The following is a 14542-nucleotide window of genomic DNA, read 5'->3' as shown; positions in this document are numbered from 1 at the left end:
GTCGCTTTCGCCAATCGCCGACGTTGCAGGAACCGCGCCGTCGGTGCACCTGCTGATCTCCCCCGTTTCGGGGGAGATGTCCGGCGGGACAGAGGGGGGTGCCCGGGCGCCATACTTGTCGTGAGCACAATTATCCTCCGCCCCGGCCAAATCGAGGATGCCGAAACCATCCATGCCGCCTTGCTGCGCCTCGGTACCCACATCGGCGCGCATCAAGAGATCACCTCGACACCGGATGACCTCCGCCGCTACGGCTTCGGCGCAAAGCCCGCCTTTTCGACCTTGATCGCCGAGGTCGACGGCGAGTTTGCCGGGCTCTGCCTGCACTTTCCGATCTTTTCGACCTGGATGGGCCGGCCCGGGGTCTTTGTGCAGGACCTCTATGTCGAGGACCGCTTTCGCGGCCGCCGCATCGGTGAGAAGCTGTTGCGGCGCGTGGCCAAGGAGTGTCGCGCTGCAGGCGGCGTCTATCTCAGGCTCTCTGTCGACACCGATAACGAAACCGCGAAGACCTTCTATGAAAAGCTCGGCATCGGCTGGTCGAGCTACGAGCAGGTGCACAAGATTGTCGGCGAGGCCTTTTTTGCCTTTGCCGACGCGCCGGAGGACGAACGATGAAAGCCTTCTATGCCGAGGAACAGAAGCGCCATGACCCGAAGGCCTTCCTTTCCAGCGGCGCGCCGCAACCCAATCCGGAAAAGCCGGAACGGGTCGAGAGATTGCTAGCCGGCGCAAGATCGGCCGGTGTGACGATCGAACGGCCCAACGACCATGGCCTTGGGCCGATCGCCGCCGTGCATACGCCCGAATATCTCGACTTTCTCGAGCACATCTTCGCGCGCTGGCAACGCATCGAAGGCGCCTCGGCGGAGGTCATCCCGAACATCCATCCAATCGGCCGCGGCGGCTCCTACCCGGCCTCGGCGGTCGGCCAGGCCGGCTATCATATGGCCGACACCGCCTGCCCGATCTCGGCAGAGACCTGGAACAGTGCGCTCTGGAGCGCCTGGAGCGCAGTGGAAGCCGCCGAAGCCGTGATGGCCGGCGCGACGGCGGCTTACGCGCTCTGCCGCCCGCCTGGCCATCACGCCTTTGCCGACGTGGCGGGCGGCTTCTGCTTCATCAACAATTCGGCGGTCGCCGCGCAGGTGCTGAGAAAGGACGCGGGACGCGTCGCCATACTCGATGTCGACCTGCATCACGGCAACGGCACGCAGGGAATCTTTTACGCCCGGCCGGATGTTCTGACCGTCTCGCTGCATGCCGATCCGGTGCGCTTCTACCCCTTCTTCTGGGGCCATGCCGACGAGCGCGGCGAAGGGGCGGGCCTCGGCTACAACCTCAACCTGCCGCTGCCGCGCAAATCCGGCGACGCGGCCTTTCTGGAAGGGCTGAAAACAGCCTTCCGGCGCATCCGTGCCTTCGCGCCGGAAGCGCTGGTTGTCGCGCTCGGCCTCGACGCATTCGAAGGCGATCCGTTCGGAGGCCTTTCGGTGACGACGCCCGGCTTCGCGCGCATCGGCGAGGCGATCGCCGGCCTTGGCCTGCCGACGGTCATCATCCAGGAGGGCGGCTACCTCTGCGATGCGCTCGGCGACAACCTCACCGCTTTCCTGACCGGCTTTGGCGGGAAGAAAGGATAGTTCAGGCGCGCTGCTGCCTCAGCATTGCAATGACGCGATGTACGCTTTCCAGCGTCTCGTCGATCTCTGCGGCCGTGTTGTAATGCGCGATGCCGATGCGCACGACGCCCTGCTCCGGCGGAATGCCGAGTTGGTGGACGATCTCCCATGCATAGTTGTGGCCGGACCACAGGAAGATGTTCTCGGCATTCATCTGTCGCACGATCGTTTCCGGCGCGATGCCCTCTACCGTGAAGGAAATTGTCGGCACGCGATCGCCGAAGCGTTCCGGATCGGTAATGCCGCGGATAGTCAGCCCCTCGATGTCCGACAAGCCCTCGATCAACTGCCGGGCGAGCGCGTTCTCGTAAGCGATCGACACTTCGAAGGCTCTCGCTATCCGCTGCCGCCGCGAACCGCCCTCGCCGGCTGCGGCGCCGAGATCGGCGAAGTAGTCGACCGCTGCGGTCAACCCAGCCATCAGCTCGATCTGCGGCGTGCCGAGCTCGAATCTTTCCGGCAGGTGGTTGGACGAGCAGCGGCATTTGTAGGGTTTCAGCGCATCGATGACGTCGCGGCGGCCCCACAATATACCCATATGCGGCCCGAAGAATTTATAGGCCGAGCAGACCAGGAAATCGCAGCCCAGCGCCTGAACGTCGATCAGCCCGTGCGGCGCGAATTGCACCGCGTCGACATAGACCAGCGCCCCGGCCTGCTTGGCGAGTGCCGTCAGCTCGCTCACGCGGTTGATCGAGCCGGTGAGGTTCGAGGCATAGTTCAGCGCCACAAGCCGCGTCCTTTCCGAAAGCAGCGCCTTCAGCCGCGCTTCCTCGACCTGCCAGCTCTTGTCGTCGAAGGGCAGGAAACGCACGACAAGGCCGAGATCCTCTGCAAGCTGCAGCCAGGGCGAGACATTGCCCTCGTGGTCCATGCGCGTGAGGATGATCTCGTCGCCCGGCTTCATCGTCCGGCCGAGTGTGCGCGACATGTGGTAGGTCAGCGTCGTCATATTGGCGCCGATGATGATTTCCTCGACGCTTGCCGCACCGAGAAAATCGGCCATCGCCGCATGCGCATCATCGACCACCTGCTGCGCCGCGACCGTCGTTTCGAAGAAGCCGCCGAGGTTGGCGTTTGTCGTTAGCAGGCAGCGCGAGACCGCATCCGCCACCGCCTGCGGCACCTGGGTTCCGGCGGGATTGTCGAGATAGATGCGACGGCGGCCCTTGTCGGTCAGCGAAAGTGCTGGAAACCGTCCGCGCACGAGCTCGATCGGAAAATCTGCCATCGCCTCCATCCCTTCGTCCTTCTCAATGATTTCCAGTCACGGGCAAGGGTTGCCGACGCGCTGGTGGATGGCATCGACCGCCTTCTGCATCTCCTCCGTCCAGCGGACCTCGACCGAAGACAGCGCCATGTCGAGCTGCGCGACGCTGGTGGCGCCGACGATATTCGCGGTCACAAAAGGCCGGCTCGTCACATAGGCGTTGGCGAAGAGCGCCGGCTCCATGCCGAAAGAGCGCGCCAGCTCGCTGTATTGGAGCAGCACTTCCGCCGCATTCGGCGTCTCGTAGCGCTGGCCGCGATTGAAGAGCTGCGTGCGAGAGCCTTGCGGCCGCGCGCCGTGATCATATTTGCCGGTGAGGTAGCCCTGCGCCAGCGGAGAATAAGGTAGAAACGCGATCTCTTCGCGTTGGCAGACTTCGGCCAGGTTCACCTCGAAGGTGCGGTTGACGAGATTGTAGGCGTTCTGCAGCGAGGCGACGCGCGGGCCGACGCCCTTGTCGGACTCGGCCAGGAAACGCATGACGCCCCACGAGCTTTCGTTCGACAGGCCTAAATGGCGGATTTTTCCCGCCTTCACCAGTTCCTCGAAGACAGCTAGCGTCTCGGCGATCGGCGTCTCGTCCGCCGGCGCTCCGACAGCATCGGCCCGCCGCGCTACCGCCCCGACCCGCGTCGGGTTCGAACCCCAGGGAATGTCCCGGTCCGGCCAATGAATCTGGTAGAGATCGATGTAATCGGTGCGGAGCTTGGCGAGCGACTTCTCGACCGCATCGAAAATGTCGGCGCGCACAAGCTTCGATGGCCGGCCGCCGCGAAACCAGGCGTTGGCCGTGCGGCCGACCACTTTCGAGGCGATGATGACCTTGTCGCGGTTGCCCCTGGTCTTCATCCAACTGCCGATGATCCTCTCGGTCCACCCTTGCGTCTCGGCTTTGGGCGGGATCGGGTAAAGCTCGGCGGTGTCGATGAAATTCACGCCGCGCGAGAAGGCCAGATCCATCTGGGCATGGCCTTCGGCCTCTGTGTTCTGCTGGCCCCAGGTCATCGAACCGAGGCAGATTTGCGAAACAAGGAGGTCTGTCCGACCGAGGCGGCGTTTTTGCATGAAATGTCTCCGGCGGGAGGTGGCGCGCGGCTGCGCGGGGAGGAATTCAAGCATAAGGCATAGGCCGGATTTTCTCCAAGCCGGTCCTGGCGACTTTTGCGTGAATTCGGAAACCGGTTAGCGTCGTGCCGCGGCCAGCGCGCGCCGCTTGGCCTCGTCGATCAGCATGTTGGCCACTTGCATGCGGATCATGGCGCGCTGACGCAGATGCGGGGCGACACGGTCCGGATGGTTGGCGAAGGCGAAGTTGCGTCGAATGCGCCCGAAATCGGTATCCTTCGCAGGGCGATCGAGGCCGAGCTCGCCGGCAATCGATTCAGGGTCGATCGGCGCCAGCTCTTCCTCAGGGCGATGCTCTTCCTCAGCGAGAGCCAGCTTGGCCTGGTCGAGAAGCGCGGCGAACTCGGCGGCAAGGTCGGCGCCCGCTTCGCGGTACTCGGCGGCGACGCTTTCGCCGGCGACCTTGATGCGGCCGGAGTGAAGCTCGTCCGCCACCGACAGATAGTCGAATGGAATCGAGGGCCGGGCGCCCCCGTCTTCGCCCTTCTCGGAAGCGATGATGAGGTCGTCGAGCAACGAAGCGAAATCCAGCTTGTTCCCGGTCCCGATCTCAGCCTCCTCCTGTCGCAACGGCGTTCATTGTTGCCGTCGACCATAGATCGCTGTCGTTAAAAATGAATGCCGACGACATTAACGATTGTGTTGCAGCCGCAGACGCCGGCCGGAAAGATCAAAGCCGCGCTGCATTTGATACCGACCGGCAGGTCGCCAGAGTGGCGAGGAAAAAGCCCACCCGCCAGGACCGTGCCGTACGGTCGAGTTTCCGCAAAAGTTTCAGAAGAGAAGCGATTTTGGCGGAAAAAATTCACCAGGCATGGCTGCCATGCGCTTGCTGCACTGCACAATTGTAACAAATCACCTATATTCTCAGCGTGTGGAGGACAAACAAGGGGCTGGAATATGGGGTTCTTCACCGAAATGTTCGCGCGGCCGCGGCCGCAGGAACAACAGCGTTACCGATCGGCGCTCGCGCTGCTGAACGCGATGAGCAACGCCGACCGCGCCGATATCGGCATCAAGCCGGCCGACTTTCCGCGTATCGCCCGCGAGATGTCGATACGCTGATTCAACGATGAAAAAGAGGGTTCTCGGCCGCGCCGGGAAACCTCTCCGTGGTCAGCGTCCCAGGAAAATCGACTTGCCCAGCGGCACGCCATTGTGCCGCAGGATGTCGTATGCCGTGGTGATGTGGAAGTAGAAGTTCGGCATGGCTGCGTCGAGCAGATATTGCAGTCCGGCCATCGAGACCTCGCGTCCGGCAAGCCTCAATTCGATCGTCCGCTCCTCCGACCCGTCCAGATCGGCGGCCGAGAATGTCGCCAGATGATCGAGCGTCTTGGCGATTCGGGCGTGCAGCTCTGCGAAACTGGACTCGTTGTCCTCGTATTTCGGCACTTCGCGGCCGGCGAGCCGCGACGGCGCGCCCTTGGCATGATCGGTGGCGATCTGCACCTGCCGGGTCAGCGCGAACATGTCGGGCGCCAGCCTCGCGGTCAGAAACACCTGCGGGTCGATCTTGCGGTCGGCGGCGTTCTGTTCGGCCAGTGACAGCACGCTGGCCAGCGCCTTCAGCCGGGCCGAAAAGACGGCCACCGAAATATCGTACATGGATATGGTCACGTGAGTTATCTCCCCAGGCGGCGTCAGCGCCGCGGGCCGTGAGCTAGCGCTTCCCGGCTCGATTCTTCAAGCAGCCCGTGCGCCCCTGTCACCGCCTCGCCGCAATCGCGGTGGTACTATTTTCGTTATCGAGCGGAGATTCCCGATGAGACCTGCCATTCTCGCAGCGACTGCCCTGTTCTCCCTTGCGGCCATCGGCCGGTCGGCGCTTGCAGCCGAAGCCGCTTATATCGACGACCGGTCCAGTGCCGAGGCTGTTGTTCGCTCGCTCTACAGCGCGATCAACCGGCATGAATTCGCCCGCGCCTGGGGTTATTTCGGCGACACCAAGCCGGCAAAAGATTTCGATGCCTTCGTTAAAGGCTACGACAGCACCGACACGGTCGAGGTCAAGACCGGCGCGGTATCGGACGAGGGTGCTGCCGGCAGCATCTACTACAGCGTCCCTGTCGCCATCCAGGCCACCGACAAGAAGGGCGAAGCCAAAATCTTTGCCGGCTGCTACACGCTTCGCCAGGTCAACGCGCAGATCCAGGAACCGCCGTTCCAGCCGATCTTTATCGACAAGGGCGCCCTGAAGCCGTCGACTTCGGATTTCCAGGATGCCGTGCCGACAAGCTGCGGCGACGGCCCGCCGCCGCCCAAGAAGGACGAGGCGCTGGAACAGGCCAGGAAGGCGTTCCTCGCCGCCTATGGCGAGCAGTGCGACAAGGAGAACCCGGAAGGCAAGCCGGCCGGCGAGCCGGACGCCTACTCGATCCATTACAAGGACAAGGACGCCGGAGCCGACGAGCCGGAGCGCGAGACGCGGCTCTTCCGCTTCTTCTGCTCGATGGCCGCCTACAATGAAAGCGCGGTCTATTACGTCTATGACGATGTGTCCGGCGTCCGGCAGTTGCAGTTCGCCGCGCCGGAACTCGACATCCGTTACGAGAACAACAACAGCGAAGGCAAGGTCGAGGGCATCCACATTATCGGCTTCCAGACCGACGACCAACTGGTCAATTCCGAATATGACGACAAGACCCAGACGATCACCTCGATGAACAAATGGCGCGGCGTCGGCGACGCTTCATCGACCGGCACCTATCTGTTCCGCCACGGCAATTTCTCGCTGGTGCAGTATGATGTCGATGCGTCCTACGACGGCGAGATCAATCCCGAGACCGTCCTGGACTACAACACGCCGCCTTGATCAGGGCGCTTTCGTCAGCATCCAGTTCAGTGTGCCGCGCCAATCGACCATGCGGATCGGCGTCCCATGCGTGCCGGTCTCGAACCGCACGAAGCGGGCCGGATAGGTCTTCGATTTGGCGAGAATCGAGCGGAAGAAGGCTTCCTGCTTCTCAACCTGGAAAACCACGTCACGGCTGCCCTGGCCGAAGAACACCGGCACGCGGCGCTTGAACGCCGGGCTGGTCAAGAAGCTTTCGTCCCAGAGCGAGCCGAGCAGCAGGAGCCCACTGACGCGGGCGCCAATATCCTTGCGGTCGGCCAGCTTCCAGCAGAGAATGCCGCCCATCGAGCCGCAGGCGACGAAGATTTTCGCGCCGGGCGATGTCTCTGCATAGTGGTCGATCAAAGCCGCGACTTGGGCGGCGCCCTTGTCGCCGAAATCGGGAAAGTCCGGCGAAAGATAAAGACCGCCATTTTCGGCCATCAGATTCTTCAGGCGGTTGAAATTGCCGCCAAAGGTGAAGTCGTCGACGCCCTGCTTGCGGCTGCCGCCCTGCCCGTGCAGGTAAAGGACGATGATGGCGGCACCTTGCGTCTTGCCGACTGCGACATGCCGGACATCGCCGACATCGGTCTTCAGCATCAAGTCCTGCTGCATCTTGCGCACGCCGGGGTCGATATATTGGGCATGCACACGCCTTTCAGGCACCTCGTCGCGCTGATTGATGTCGCGCATCTCGCGATAGTCGAGCACCGTATAGGCACCGTTGTCGCCGCTCGACAGCGTCGCCGGGTAGGCGAAAAGCTCGTCCTTGAAGGGTTTCAGCGACAACGTCTGGCCCTCGGCGGCAGAGAGCGAAAAAGCTGTTGCGGCGAGCAAAGTGAGGAAAGTTCGGCAGCGCAAAGACATTCCGAAGCCATGCGAAATTCGGCTTCGGTTTGTCAATCCTGCAGCACGCCGCCCGCGCCTTCCAGCGCCTCGCGCGTATCGACGTCGATCGAAGCGCCCTGCCCGATTTCGACATCGATGACGTCGAGCCCTTCGGCCTCGACCAGATGGCGCGCGCCTGTATCGCCTTCGAGCTGCGCGACGGCGGCAAAGAGCGACCGCGGCAGCAGCACCGGGTTGCCGCGTTTGCCGTGATGCGCCGCGCGCACCACGGCGCGGCCCCCGGATCGGCGGAACGCATCGATCAGGCTATCGAGATCCTTAGACGAGATACCAGGCATGTCGCCGAGCACGATCATGGCGCCGGCCGCATCGGGCGCGACCCGCGCGATGCCCGCCTTAAGCGACGAGGCCAACCCGTCGGCGAAGTCCGGATTGTGGGCAAGCGTGATATCGAGACCTGAGAGCGCCGAGCGCACCCGCTCGCGCTGATGGCCGGTGACGACGATGGCGTTGGCCGCTTTCGATCCCAGCGCCCGCTCGGCGGTGCGCCGCACCAGCGGCTTGCCGTCGAACAGCGCCAGCAGTTTGTTCGGCCCGCCCATGCGGCTGGAGCGCCCGGCGGCGAGAAGCACGATGTCGACCCTCGGCTCCGCTTTTGCCGACTGCGACGGCAGCGGCTCGCGCGGCTGCGGCCTGGACGGGATTTCCATCAACAGGCCTCCGACGCCCATGCCGGCAATGTCGCCCGCCGTCACGTCAAGCCCGGCGATCAGCCGGTCCAGCACCCAGTCGAAACCGTTTTCCTTCGGGCTGCGGGCACAGCCGGGCGCGCCGATGACGCGCTTGCCGTCGAGCGTACCGAGCACCAGCAGATTGCCGGGATCGACCGGCATGCCGGCTCGAATGACTTTGCCGCCCGCCTTCTCGATCGCGGCAGGGATGACATCGGCGAAATCGGCCAGCGCCGAGGCGCCGAAGATCACCACCATGTCGTTGTCGCGCGCCAGCGCGCTTGCTGCTTCCGCAACAAGCGTCACGTCATGCGGCGTGCGCCGCTCCGCCTTCAGCCGGCCGCCGGAGCGCGCCAGCCGCGCCTCGGTGACCCGCAGCGTCTTGTCGAGCACGCTCGGCTTCAAGCCGGGCAGCGTCGTCTGGATGACGCCGACATTGACCGGGCGATAGGCGTTGACGGCGCAGATTTCGCCGCCGGCGCAAATCCTGGCCACCGCATCGACTAGGCTCGCAGCGAGGGCAAACGGAATGATCTTCACCGTCGCCACCATCTGGCCCGCCTCGACAGGCGCGTGCTGCGCCAGGGTAGCGATGGTGATCGCCGGGTCGATGGCATTGATGGCGTCGATCATCTTGGCGTCGACGGTGAAGACGCCTGCGGCTTCGGCATGCAGGTTCACGCGTCCCGTTGCAGCGGGCTTCGTCTCCACGTTGCGATGGGACATGCTCAACGCGATCTTTTCGGCTGCGGCATCCTCGCCGAGGTCATCGGGAGCCAGAACGGCCACGACGACTTCGCTGATGCCGGCCGCCTTCAGCGCAGCAACGTCCTCGCCGTTCAGCCGATGCGCCTTGCGGAATCGCCGCTCGCCGGCAGTGGTCGCATGCGCCAGCACCGCGCCTTCGGCCTCATCGATCGCGATCGGGCCGAACTTCACGCCACCGCGCCTTTGCTTTCCAGGCCGCGCGAGCGGAAGGCGTGGATGGTTTGTGCCAGCACCGCGACGGCGATCTCGGCCGGGCTCGCGGCGCCGATGTCCAGCCCGATCGGCGCATGGATGCGGGCGATCTGGTCGGCGCTGGCGCCGAGCGCCAGCAGACGCTCGACCCGCTTGGCGTGAGTCTTCCTGCTGCCAAGCGCCCCGACATAGAAGCACCTGGCGTCGAGCGCCGCCTTCAGCGCGAAATCGTCGATCTTGGGATCGTGAGTGACGGCGGCAAGCGCGGTGTAGCTGTCGAGCGGCTGGCGCTTCAGCACATCTTCCGGCCATTCGGCATGCAGCGCCACATCGTGGAAGCGCTCCGGCGTGGCGAAGGCGGTGCGCGGATCGATGATCTCGATCGGATAGCCGGCGATTCTGGCCATCGGCGCCAGCGCCTGGCTGATATGCACCGCTCCGACCACCACCAGGCGCGGGCGCGGCAGATGCGCATTGAGAAAGAAAGTCCGCCCTTCCGCTTCCACCGATCGAGAGATGCCGGTGCGGAACGCACTGGCGATCGCCGCGCCGAGCTCGCCCGCGACGCGGTCGCCTTCACGCACGATGCGGTCGCGGCCGTCACCGAGGTCGGTGACCAGCACCGCGGCGCGCCTGGCGCGGCGCTCTTCGTTCAATGTTTTCAGAACATACGGATCCATCCGCAGTCAACCCAGCCGCTCGACATAGACCTTGATGCGGCCGCCGCAGGACAGCCCCACCTGCCAGGCGGTTTCGTCGGCAACGCCGAACTCCAGCATCCTCGGCTTGCCCGAGCCGATGACGTCGATCGCTTCGGCCACCACCGCGCCCTCGACACAGCCGCCCGACACCGAGCCGTGGAAATTGCCTTCGGCGTCGATGACCAGATGGCTGCCGATCGGGCGGGGGGCCGAACCCCAGGTTTCGACCACGGTCGCGATGGCGACATTCTTACCGTTCTTCATCCAGCCTTCCGCGATGATCAGGGGATCGCGGAGCTCATCGAGATAAATGCTCTCGTCCATCGTCGCTTCTCACAAAGTCTGTTTTCTCGGGGAACGTCCCAGAGGAATATATCGCTGCGAAACATATGGCTACGCGGCTCGCCTGTCGCCAGTTCCCAGCCAGCGCCGCAGGTCCACAGCTGCGGCCGGCCGCTGGGCGAGCGGGGCGCAAGGATCGGCCAGCGCGTCCGAGATTGTGCACGGCGCGGAACTCGTCGCCACGCGGCAGCATCGCCTTCACGCCACGGGGGCGCGCCTCGAATCATCAAAGCGCAAGAGCGGTTTTCACAGAACGTGGTAGTCGCGGTTGTGATAGATCAGCGGCCGCAAATTATCGCCGATGCGCAGGCCTGTCACCTTGCCAAAAAGCACACGGTGGGTGGCCAAATCCTTGGTATCGATGATCTGACAATCGAAGACGGCGAGCGCGCCTTTCAGCGTCGGCGCTCCGGTCGAGATCACGTCCCATTCGCCGAGCGCGAAGCGCTCCTCGGACGGCAGGCCGGTGATGCCGGAAAAGCCGACCGACAGCGCCTCCTGGTCCGAGGCGAGCGTGTTCAGCGCGAAATTGCCGTTCCGGATGAAGGCCTCGTTCTTGGGATTTTCGCGGTTGAGGCAGACAAGCACGGCGGGCGGCGTATCCGAGACCGAGCAGGCGGCAATCACCGTTGCGCCTCGTCTCCCGGCCGGGCCGTCCGTGGTCACCACATGCACATGGCCGGCAAAATGCGCCATCGCATCGCGATAGGCTTGCGGCCCGATGTCATTAATCTTCAGCACCCGATGATCCACCTGCCAAAACGGAAGCTCGTTATATATGGCTGCATATTGTATGACACAAGCGAAGTGCTTGAGCGCAATCCTGAATTCGCGTGTTGCACCGGGATTAGGCAGCCTTTAGGTCTTTGCTGGAATAGTGCCGGAACAATACTCCCGGCACGGAGGACCTCTTCGCCCGAATGCGCCTTCTCACGACGACTTTAGCCGCGCTGCTTTGGCTGGCCGCGAGCGTCCATGCCGAGACGCTGGTTGGCGTCGCCGCACCGCTGTCGGGACCGTCGGCGATCCTCGGCAAGCAGATCGAGGCGGGGACCGCGCTGGCGGCGGAGGCCGAAGGCGTCGCCGTCCAAACCGTTGACGACGCCTGCACTGCCGATGGCGGTGCAGCGGCTGCCAGGCAGTTCGTGGATGCCAAGGTCAACATCGTTGTCGGTTTTCTGTGCACCGAAGCGATCGAGGCGGCGCTGCCGATCCTGAAGGATGCCAACATTCCGGTCATCGCGATCGGCGTGCGCACCGAGAGCCTGACCGACCGCCGCGCCAAGACCGGCTGGCCGGTCTACCGGCTTGGCCCGCGCGGCGACGACGAACGCAATGCGGTGGCCACGATCCTCACTCGGCTCTGGCAGAACGAATTGTTCGCCGTTATCGATGACGGCACCATCTATGGCCGAGAGATCGCAGAGACTTTCCGCGCGGCCGCCGAGCAGGCGGCGCTGAAACCGGTCTTCGTCGACACGTTCCGGCCGCAGCTCGACAACCAGATCGGGCTGATCGGCCGCCTGAAGAAAGCGGGGGCTACGAAAGTGTTTGCCGGCGGCGACGGCGACGACATCGCCATCATGGGGCGCGACGCTGCCTCGCTCAATGCCGGCATCACCTTCGCCGGCGGCGAGACGCTGCGCACGCCACCCGGCGATGTGCCCTATGCGGCCGGCACACTGATGATCGCGCTGCCGGAGTGGGCAGAAGTCGCGGACCCCAAGGTCGTGCAGGCCTTTGGCGAAAGGAAGATCGTGACCGACGGCTACACGCTGCCGGCTTATGCCGCGGTGGAGGTCGCCAAGGCGGCAGCGGTCGACGCAGAAAGCTCCGGCAAGCCGCTCGCCAAGACGCTGACCGACCATGATTTCGCGACCGCTATCGGCACCGTCCGCTTCGACGAAAAGGGCGATCTCAGCCAAAACCCATTCCGCGCCTTCCGCTTCGACGGCACCCATTTCGTGCCGCTGGAGGAAAACTGATGTTCCGCACCGGTCCACGCAACCTGATCACCGACGTCGCCGGACTCACCGTCGGCAATGCTGCTGACGCCAGGCTGAAGTCCGGCGTCACGGTAGTGCTTTGCGAGGAGCCGGCGGTGGCCGGAGTCCAGGTGCTGGGTGGCGCACCAGGCACGCGTGAGACCGACCTGCTCGAGCCGCAAAACTCGATCGCGACCATTCACGCAGTCGTGCTGTCCGGCGGCTCGGCCTTCGGCCTCGATGCCGCTTCCGGCGTCCAGGCGGCGCTGCGGGAGAAAAACATCGGCGTCGAGGTGGGTGGTTTTCGCGTGCCGATCGTGCCGGCCGCGATCCTCTTCGACCTGCGCAATGGCGGCGACAAGGATTGGGGCCGCTATCCGCCCTATCGCGAGCTTGGCTACGAGGCGGCTCAGGCGACAACGACCGATTTCCCGCTCGGTACGGTCGGCGCCGGTACCGGCGCTCTGACTTCCGGTCTGAAGGGCGGGCTGGGTTCGGCCTCGACGATGCTCGACAGCGGCGTCACCATCGGCGCGCTCGCCGCCGTCAACCCGACCGGTTCGGTGACGGTCGGACGCAGCCGCCATTTCTGGGCCGCTCCCTTCGAGATGGGCGATGAATTCGGCGGCTTGGGTTATCCCGACCCGATACCGGAAGACGCCAGGAAGATACTCTTGAAGTACCGCGACAGGCGCGCAGGGGAACCACCAGAGGGCGCCAGCACGACGATTGCCGTCATTGCCACCGATGCCGTGCTTTCCAAGTCGGCCGCCAAACGGCTGGCGATTTCGGCGCATGACGGATTTGCCCGCGCCATCTGGCCGACGCACACACCGGCCGACGGCGATCTCGTCTTTGCGCTCGCGACCGGCAGGAGCGGCATCGAACTCAGCGCCGATGCAGCGATCGACCTCTATGCCGCAGCGGGGTCTACGATGGCCCGCGCCATCAGCCGCGCCGTCCACGCGGCAAGGCCGGCCGACGGCGATCTCTTTCCGGTCTGGTCGTCCCGCTAGAGTTCTGGACGCCGGTCAGGTCGGGTCGGACTTCTCTTCCTCGAACGTCACCGCGACTTCCGAATTCGCCGAGAGCCAGACCTTCTTTCCTTCGATCTCCGCGACCAGAGCCAGCGGAACGTAATGGTGGTGGCCTTTGTGCGAGCCCATGCCGCTGTCGGCCTTGGTCAGCTTGATGCGCTGCCCCTCGACCTTGTCGACGGTGCCGACATGGACGCCATCGGCGCCGACTACTTCCATATGCTCGCGTATCTTACTGAGATCGACGGTCATGCTGGTCCCTCCGGTGGGTGGCCGCGCGTCCCTGTCGGCCGCCCACAATAACAAACGGCCGCCGGATTGAATGCATCGAGCGGCACGTCTTGTTCACCATGGCGTGATAGCCATGACGCCAATGAGACAGGGAGCATTGCCAACACCACGCAAGCCGAACCGCTTTTCGCCGCGGAACGTGGCCCAGTGACCGTAACGTCGCTGCAGCCGGCCTCCTTGCGTCTGCGCCTGGCAAACCGCCTGCGCGACGCTCTGCCGTCGACCGGCACGGCAATTGTCGGCGCCTTGCTGTGGGGGCTTGCGATGGCGGCGAGCGCTTTCCTCAATCTGTATTATTGGGAGACGCCGGACAGCGCACGCTTCGTCGTGCTGCTTTATGCCCTCGGCGGCGCGCTTGCTTTTCCGGTCGGGCTGACGTTCGCCGCGCTGGTATCGCGCGGCCGCCACTGGGAAACCGCGCTCGCCGCAGCTTTCGTATGCCTGCTCGGCGCGACGCTCGCTTTCACCGGCGGGCTGTTTGCCCTGCAATACCGTTCTTACTACGCCGAGTGGCACGCGCCGGCCTTCACGCGGACCTGGGCGTCTGAGTTCGTGTTCACGATCCTCGCTGCGCTCTACCAGTTCGTCGTCCTGGGCATCCGGCTCTATTTTCCGTTCGGCTTTGCCGTACTTGCCGCCGCCAGCATCTGGTTTGCACGCCGGCGGCGTTGAGCATTGAGCCGGCCTCTGTTAGGACGCGGCCAAAGCTTCTCCCAGCAGGACTAAGAAA

17 protein-coding genes and 1 pseudogene are annotated in these 14542 nt (G+C 64.3%); 7 read left to right on the top strand and 11 right to left on the bottom strand.

The window, feature by feature from the left end:
- Window positions 1–120: 120 nt before the first annotated feature.
- Window positions 121–618: a GNAT family N-acetyltransferase gene (locus P9217_RS21435; RefSeq protein ID WP_278054259.1), complete on the top strand. Its 498-nt coding sequence runs from the start codon at window positions 121–123 to the stop codon at window positions 616–618.
- Window positions 615–1643 (top strand): histone deacetylase family protein, encoded by a 1029-nt coding sequence (locus P9217_RS21430; RefSeq protein WP_278087471.1) that lies wholly within the window; start codon window positions 615–617, stop codon window positions 1641–1643. Before P9217_RS21435 ends, P9217_RS21430 begins: the two co-directional genes overlap by 4 nt.
- A gap of 1 nt (window position 1644) precedes the next feature.
- On the opposite strand, the gene P9217_RS21425 is transcribed toward P9217_RS21430, so the two are convergent.
- The 3 genes from P9217_RS21425 to P9217_RS21415 form a co-directional block, all read right to left on the bottom strand.
- Window positions 1645–2913: a cysteine desulfurase-like protein gene (locus P9217_RS21425; RefSeq protein ID WP_127243386.1), complete on the bottom strand. Its 1269-nt coding sequence runs from the start codon at window positions 2911–2913 to the stop codon at window positions 1645–1647.
- Between the two features lie 36 nt (window positions 2914–2949).
- Entirely contained in the window at window positions 2950–4017 is a 1068-nt protein-coding gene (locus tag P9217_RS21420; RefSeq protein ID WP_067328473.1) for an aldo/keto reductase, read from the bottom strand.
- 117 nt (window positions 4018–4134) lie between these two features.
- Window positions 4135–4593: a hypothetical protein gene (locus tag P9217_RS21415; protein ID WP_095779640.1), complete on the bottom strand. Its 459-nt coding sequence runs from the start codon at window positions 4591–4593 to the stop codon at window positions 4135–4137.
- A gap of 384 nt (window positions 4594–4977) precedes the next feature.
- Here P9217_RS21415 and P9217_RS21410 point away from each other — a divergent pair, with 384 nt between their 5' ends.
- Complete coding sequence (locus tag P9217_RS21410) at window positions 4978–5142, top strand: DUF1127 domain-containing protein (RefSeq protein WP_082954041.1); 165 nt, start codon at window positions 4978–4980, stop codon at window positions 5140–5142.
- 51 nt (window positions 5143–5193) lie between these two features.
- Here the strand turns inward: P9217_RS21410 and P9217_RS21405 are convergent, their stop codons facing one another.
- On the bottom strand, window positions 5194–5697 hold the full coding sequence (locus P9217_RS21405) for a DUF1993 family protein (protein ID WP_095827832.1): 504 nt from the start codon (window positions 5695–5697) through the stop codon (window positions 5194–5196).
- Window positions 5698–5842: 145 nt separating this feature from the next.
- Between P9217_RS21405 and P9217_RS21400 the strand changes: the two genes are divergently transcribed.
- Window positions 5843–6892 (top strand): DUF1176 domain-containing protein, encoded by a 1050-nt coding sequence (locus tag P9217_RS21400; protein ID WP_278087470.1) that lies wholly within the window; start codon window positions 5843–5845, stop codon window positions 6890–6892.
- On the opposite strand, the gene P9217_RS21395 is transcribed toward P9217_RS21400, so the two are convergent.
- The 6 genes and pseudogenes from P9217_RS21395 to P9217_RS21370 form a co-directional block, all read right to left on the bottom strand.
- A complete protein-coding gene (locus P9217_RS21395) occupies window positions 6893–7783 on the bottom strand; it encodes an alpha/beta fold hydrolase (protein WP_127248025.1) in 891 nt (296 codons plus the stop codon).
- A 32-nt stretch (window positions 7784–7815) separates the two neighbouring features.
- A complete protein-coding gene (locus tag P9217_RS21390; protein WP_278087469.1) occupies window positions 7816–9435 on the bottom strand; it encodes a molybdopterin-binding/glycosyltransferase family 2 protein in 1620 nt (539 codons plus the stop codon).
- Window positions 9432–10136 (bottom strand): XdhC family protein, encoded by a 705-nt coding sequence (locus P9217_RS21385; RefSeq protein WP_278087468.1) that lies wholly within the window; start codon window positions 10134–10136, stop codon window positions 9432–9434. The genes P9217_RS21390 and P9217_RS21385 overlap by 4 nt, the downstream gene beginning before the upstream one ends.
- A 6-nt stretch (window positions 10137–10142) precedes the next feature.
- Entirely contained in the window at window positions 10143–10481 is a 339-nt protein-coding gene (locus P9217_RS21380; protein WP_067328341.1) for an XdhC family protein, read from the bottom strand.
- A gap of 69 nt (window positions 10482–10550) precedes the next feature.
- A pseudogene (locus tag P9217_RS21375) lies at window positions 10551–10742 on the bottom strand (VWA domain-containing protein); the annotation flags it as partial.
- Between the two features lie 3 nt (window positions 10743–10745).
- Window positions 10746–11240 (bottom strand): flavin reductase, encoded by a 495-nt coding sequence (locus P9217_RS21370; RefSeq protein ID WP_067328468.1) that lies wholly within the window; start codon window positions 11238–11240, stop codon window positions 10746–10748.
- Between the two features lie 179 nt (window positions 11241–11419).
- Here P9217_RS21370 and P9217_RS21365 point away from each other — a divergent pair, with 179 nt between their 5' ends.
- Complete coding sequence (locus P9217_RS21365; protein ID WP_278087467.1) at window positions 11420–12484, top strand: branched-chain amino acid ABC transporter substrate-binding protein; 1065 nt, start codon at window positions 11420–11422, stop codon at window positions 12482–12484.
- Complete coding sequence (locus tag P9217_RS21360; RefSeq protein WP_278087466.1) at window positions 12484–13500, top strand: P1 family peptidase; 1017 nt, start codon at window positions 12484–12486, stop codon at window positions 13498–13500. Before P9217_RS21365 ends, P9217_RS21360 begins: the two co-directional genes overlap by 1 nt.
- 15 nt (window positions 13501–13515) lie before the next feature.
- Here the strand turns inward: P9217_RS21360 and P9217_RS21355 are convergent, their stop codons facing one another.
- Window positions 13516–13773, bottom strand: coding sequence for a DUF2171 domain-containing protein (locus tag P9217_RS21355; RefSeq protein WP_095800838.1), 258 nt, complete (start codon window positions 13771–13773; stop codon window positions 13516–13518).
- A 66-nt stretch (window positions 13774–13839) separates the two neighbouring features.
- On the opposite strand from P9217_RS21355, the gene P9217_RS21350 reads away from it, so the two are divergent.
- Window positions 13840–14484 carry a hypothetical protein gene (locus P9217_RS21350; RefSeq protein ID WP_347404365.1) on the top strand — a complete coding sequence of 215 codons (645 nt, stop codon included), beginning with the start codon at window positions 13840–13842 and terminating at the stop codon, window positions 14482–14484.
- The last annotated feature ends 58 nt before the right edge of the window (window positions 14485–14542 follow it).

Source organism: Mesorhizobium sp. WSM4989 (assembly GCF_029625795.1).
Taxonomy (GTDB): Bacteria; Pseudomonadota; Alphaproteobacteria; order Rhizobiales; family Rhizobiaceae; genus Mesorhizobium.
Note: the sequence above shows the minus strand (reverse complement) of the source record. Positions and strands in the feature narration are given on the sequence as shown.

Excerpts from the sequence above, each read along its gene's own strand:
- P9217_RS21355 (WP_095800838.1), bottom strand. The coding sequence starts at position 13,773 with ATGACCGTCGATCTCAGTAAGATACGCGAGCATATGGAAGTAGTCGGC.
- P9217_RS21420 (WP_067328473.1), bottom strand. The coding sequence starts at position 4,017 with ATGCAAAAACGCCGCCTCGGTCGGACAGACCTCCTTGTTTCGCAAATC.
- P9217_RS21395 (WP_127248025.1), bottom strand. The coding sequence starts at position 7,783 with ATGTCTTTGCGCTGCCGAACTTTCCTCACTTTGCTCGCCGCAACAGCT.
- P9217_RS21410 (WP_082954041.1), top strand. The coding sequence starts at position 4,978 with ATGGGGTTCTTCACCGAAATGTTCGCGCGGCCGCGGCCGCAGGAACAA.
- P9217_RS21400 (WP_278087470.1), top strand. The coding sequence starts at position 5,843 with ATGAGACCTGCCATTCTCGCAGCGACTGCCCTGTTCTCCCTTGCGGCC.
- P9217_RS21365 (WP_278087467.1), top strand. The coding sequence starts at position 11,420 with ATGCGCCTTCTCACGACGACTTTAGCCGCGCTGCTTTGGCTGGCCGCG.
- P9217_RS21430 (WP_278087471.1), top strand. The coding sequence starts at position 615 with ATGAAAGCCTTCTATGCCGAGGAACAGAAGCGCCATGACCCGAAGGCC.
- P9217_RS21360 (WP_278087466.1), top strand. The coding sequence starts at position 12,484 with ATGTTCCGCACCGGTCCACGCAACCTGATCACCGACGTCGCCGGACTC.
- P9217_RS21385 (WP_278087468.1), bottom strand. The coding sequence starts at position 10,136 with ATGGATCCGTATGTTCTGAAAACATTGAACGAAGAGCGCCGCGCCAGG.
- P9217_RS21380 (WP_067328341.1), bottom strand. The coding sequence starts at position 10,481 with ATGGACGAGAGCATTTATCTCGATGAGCTCCGCGATCCCCTGATCATC.
- P9217_RS21425 (WP_127243386.1), bottom strand. The coding sequence starts at position 2,913 with ATGGCAGATTTTCCGATCGAGCTCGTGCGCGGACGGTTTCCAGCACTT.